The sequence below is a fragment of the Mojavia sp. genome (genome assembly GCF_059505145.1).
Genome location: NZ_JCACKA010000031.1, coordinates 1 through 4,686, shown reverse-complemented (window position 1 = coordinate 4,686; position 4,686 = coordinate 1). Strand labels below are relative to the sequence as shown.

Below are 4,686 nucleotides of genomic sequence, written 5' to 3'. Positions count from 1 at the left end.
AAGCCCAAAACCTTTAGCTGGCTTGGTTTACAGGCGATTGTCGCCCCTTGAACTCTGCGTGGCACTTCATGACAAACTCTTTAGCATTATGCCTAAAAGCTGATAATGTTAGTTTAGATATTTATTGGCAAAATGTGAAACTGCTTTAGATGTAGAAAAGCTGTCATTGTATTGCAAAAATTTCCTGGGAATTAAAGTTCTCGTTAATGAGAATTAAATGATGCCGTAGTTTGGAAACGTTTAATCACATGGGAGAGGCACGATGTCTGCACTACCCACACCGCTTGGATCAAATAGATTACTCATTCGCAAATTTCAGCAATCTGACCGTGAACCGTTTACCCAGTTCTTGATCAACCCTGAGGTGACTCGATACCTCTCTTTTCCTGAGACATTCAAGATTGTTGAGGAGAAGGCGACACATTCCTTTGTCGGCTGGTGTGGTGTGAATTCTTTAAATGAGCAAGCGATAGAGATTTCATACACGATAATGCCGGAATATTGGAGTAGAAGCATTACTACAGAAATAGCCCAAACTCTCAGTTCATATTTGTTTGAGCAAATGGATATCAAGACCGTCAAGGTATTTATCATGCCTGGGCACGAGGTATCTAAGCGCGTTGTAGTGAAGGTGAGCTTTCAGGACATGGGTTTACTAGAGAACCCAAATTTTGTAGAGAAGATCCATCAGTACGCTCTGATCAGTACCCCTAGATCAAGTAGGGCAACTCGTTGATCCCTCCAATCGAGCAAGAGAGATTAATATGAACAAGGTTTTGCAGAATCAGATTGATGTGCTAATTGTAGGCGCTGGCCCAACCGGACTCACCCTTGCCTGTGAGTTACTCCGGCGTGGGGTAAGCTGCCGCATCATTGATAAAGCTCCGGCACCTGCAACAACGTCTCGTGCTTTGGGACTTCAGCCGCGCACACTAGAACTGTTCGACACAATGGGTCTCATCGACCAGGTGTTATCTACCGGAGGTCCTGTGTTTGATGCAAACTTCTATGATGGCGAGCGATTGCTACTCACGCTCAGCACTGCGGGGATGCAGAAGCTAGATACACCTTACCCCCAGGTTTGGATCACGCCGCAGGTTAACGTCGAGCTAGCGCTCACCACACAGCTTCATCACTTGGGCGGTGCAGTTGAACGTGCCTGCGAGCTAGTGGACTTCCGTGAAGCTGGCTCCCAAGTTATCGCGACGGTCAAACATGATGATAGTGATGCGAGCAGAACCGAGGAGATTGGGGCGAACTGGCTCGTTGGCTGTGATGGCGCTCATAGCCAGGTGCGGAAAACCTTGGGGGTTCAGTTTGAAGGCAGCACCTATGAGGAAAAGTTTCTCCTCGCTGATGTAGAACTTGACTGGAAGCGCGAGCGCGAGCGAACGCACACCTGGTTTCCGGCGGAGGGTATGTTTAGCATCATTCCCTTGCCCAACAGTCAGCAGTGGCGCATCTTCGCTGTTGTGGAAGGAGAAACCGTACTGCCTGTGTCGCTGGAGTTATTCCAGCAACTCTTTCGGGAACGCACCGGCGACACCAAGACGACCCTTAGCCACCCAACCTGGCTGTCAAGCTTCACCATTAACCGACGCATGGTTGATCGCTACCGAGTCGGGCGGATATTTCTGGCTGGCGACGCTGCCCACATTCACAGTCCCTTTGGTGGGCAGGGAATGAACACCGGAATTCAGGATGCGTACAATCTCGCCTGGAAACTGGCACTTGTAATTACTGGTCAGTCCCCGGAGCATCTTTTGAATACGTATGAAGAGGAACGCTTGCCGATCGCCCAACGGGTACTCGCTCAGACAGACACAAACACGAAAGTCCTGGTCTCTAATCATCCTATTATGCAATTCTTGCGCGAGCAAATCCTGACCTTAAATTCAGTCCAAAGCTATTTGACTCGACGCGGCTCACAGCTTTTCATCCACTACCGCAAGTCATCACTCTCCCGCTCCTATCAAGAATTGCTAATTGGTAAAACGAGGTTGTCGAACTCACGTCAGGGGTTCAGTCTGATGAAATGGCTCACCTTTCGGTTTGGACCTCAGGCGGGCGATCGCGCACCAAACCGAAAGTGCATTCGGGCAGCATCTTATGAGGAAACCAGCCTGTTTCGGGAGTTTCGCGGGACGCACTTCAGCCTGTTGCTGTTCGACGGACTGAATCACTCACAGACAGGATACACGAACCTTGTGAAGATAGCCCACCGAGTGGAAGCGCTGCTTGGGAACGTGGTTAAAACCTACATCATTGTCAGCACCGACAAAGTGTCGCAGCAACTGGATTGGAAGGGTTCTGTGTTGCTCTCTGAGTCAGGCACGCTGCACAAACAGTATGGTGCTAATGCAGAGTCACTCTACCTGATTCGACCAGACGGCTACATCGGCTTCCGGAGTCAGCCTGTTGCAGCAGAGCCGTTGCTGGAGTACCTCAGCCATCTGTTCAAGCTCGATAACAGGCATCTTTTTCAGAAATTAGAAGAACAGGAAGTAGCAACTAGCGTATAACGTCTAATATAAATTGAAAATTTCTCTTGCCCAGTAACCGTTTCATCTCTCACCCCACCTTTGATACCCCTCTGCCAAATTTGGCAGAGGGGATGGGGGAGAGGGCAGGGTAAGAGTTTTAAGCTAAAACAGTTCATTATTGTTTGGGCTAACTCACATTAGAGATATATGCGGCACAGCAACGTTTAAAGGAGGTAACCCATGACAGAGGCAAACGAACTGCATGTCGTCATTGGAGCCAGTGGTGGAACTGGCAGTGCAATTGTGCGTGAACTGATTGTACGAGGAAAACGGGTTCGTGGTGTGAACCGCAGCGGTCATGCCAATGTTCCCTCAGTGGTTGAAATGCTTAAGGCAGACGCGACCAATCCAAGTCACATGCGTGAGGTCTGTCAAGGGGCAACAGTGGTGTATAACTGCGTTAACCCGCCGTTCGCTCAATGGACTGAGATATTTCCATCTGTGATGGAAGCGACAATTGAAGGTGCCGCTGCCGCTAATGCCAAGTTGGTATTTGCTGATGACACCTGGATGTACGGCAAGGTAGACGGACCCATGACCGAGGACTTGCCTTCCAGACCAGTCAGTAACAAAGGAGTACTGCGTGCCTGGTTAGCGGAAATGCTGTTTTCGGCTCACAGCAAGGGTAAGGTGCGGGCAGTCATTGGTCGGGGTGGAGAGTTGTACGGTCCAATTGTCGAGTCGGTGCTGGGGCAGAACTTGTTTGGAGCCGCACTGGCAGGCAAGAAAGTAACATGGATTGGCGATCTGGATGTACCATTGACGCCTCTATTTATTGACGATTTTGCGAGAGGACTCGTGACACTGGGTGAGCATGATGAGGCGATCGGGCAGGTATGGCATATTCCCACAGCTGAGCCGATCACGGGACGGAATTTTATCCGTATGATTTTTGAGGAGGTTGGAAAAGTTCCGAAAGTCACCGCTTATAGCCATCGATTCGTGAAAGCACTCGGATTGTTTTGGCCTCTAGCACGGGAAGGAGCAGAAATGGTGTACCAATTTGAAAGACCCTTCATTATAGACAGCAGTAAGTACAAACAGACCTTCGGTGAAAGCGCAATTACTCCCTATCAAGAAGGGATTCGGCAGACGATTAATTGGTATCGCGGCAGATCTGAATACAGTTCCGATGAGCAGCATAGGTCACACCAAGAATCTTGAAGACGAATTCAGCTAACGAAAATACGCTTAAACTGAACTTCCCCCCATCCAAAAAGAGTTAACTCTTTTCCAGAGCGACAATCATCGGTTTTTTGAATCACTCTTACGCTCTTACAATTGTCAAAGGGTCTTGCGTTCGCGTAGCGTGTTCCTTTGCGACTCAGCGTATTTGAGGCGTTGATCCGCCAATTTTTAACTTACCCTAGTTGTACCAATAGTTCCAGGGCTTACATGGGTACACTAAGACCTTGCACCCAGAGCTAGATTGATTGCCTAGTAAGGATTTAAGGGCTGTTTAGTACATTTGCGCCGGGGAAGTTGAGCTTAAATCCTTACTTCCACCACAGCAAAAGGAGGTTTCGGAATAAATGCATCAAAAATTTATATAAAGTGTATATATATGTAGAGTAGCTAGTGCTTCGCAAAAGTGTTAAACAGCATTACCTACCCAAACGCTTGTGGTGAGCCATCTATGGTTTTGAGATCGCAAGCGTTTCTTAATTTTTGATTGATGCTGACGGAGATTCCACGAATTTAGGATTAGGTGGAATGAGGCAATGAAAATTTCTACCTCTGCCAATAGCTCTTGGCAGAGGTAGGCATCACCGTGGTCGGGATTATAGCGATATAGTCCTGCTACCCGACCACGGTGATGCCCTAAACTGTAAAAGTTTCACCAATAACACTAGAGAAGCTAAAACTCGTAGCAGAATTAGTGGCACTAGTAATCAACTCGAAGTTCTTTACGAACATATCTATCGTTCCCTTGCTTAGTGTATAGAAGCCAGAGGTGTTTGGAGCATTTGAGACTGTATAACTTCCAGCACCCAAAACTAGCTTATCTGTGTCATCTTCACCATCAAAACGGCCAGTTCCGAAGCCTTTAAGAACGTCATTGCCATCGCCGAGAAGGACAATACCTAAGCCTTCAAGGGGCGACAAGAGAGCTAAAGTGCTTGCTGTATAAGCTTCATAGCTC

Annotated in this window: 4 protein-coding genes; 3 read left to right on the top strand and 1 reads right to left on the bottom strand. The window is 48.0% G+C overall.

Translation table 11 applies throughout. From position 1 onward, the window contains the following. Positions 1 to 262: 262 nt before the first annotated feature. From AC5JL8_RS04765 to AC5JL8_RS04755, 3 genes are all read left to right on the top strand, one after another. Entirely contained in the window at positions 263 to 736 is a 474-nt protein-coding gene (locus AC5JL8_RS04765) for a GNAT family N-acetyltransferase (RefSeq protein ID WP_495878634.1), read from the top strand. 28 nt (positions 737 to 764) lie between these two features. Further along, entirely contained in the window at positions 765 to 2,522 is a 1,758-nt protein-coding gene (locus tag AC5JL8_RS04760) for an FAD-dependent oxidoreductase (protein WP_495878633.1), read from the top strand. A 201-nt stretch (positions 2,523 to 2,723) separates the two neighbouring features. Further along, on the top strand, positions 2,724 to 3,707 hold the full coding sequence (locus AC5JL8_RS04755) for an NAD-dependent epimerase/dehydratase family protein (RefSeq protein WP_495878632.1): 984 nt from the start codon (positions 2,724 to 2,726) through the stop codon (positions 3,705 to 3,707). Positions 3,708 to 4,364: 657 nt separating this feature from the next. On the opposite strand, the gene AC5JL8_RS04750 is transcribed toward AC5JL8_RS04755, so the two are convergent. Beyond that, positions 4,365 to 4,686, bottom strand: a 322-nt coding sequence (locus AC5JL8_RS04750; RefSeq protein WP_495878631.1) for a hypothetical protein, incomplete at its 5' end; no start/stop codon positions are given.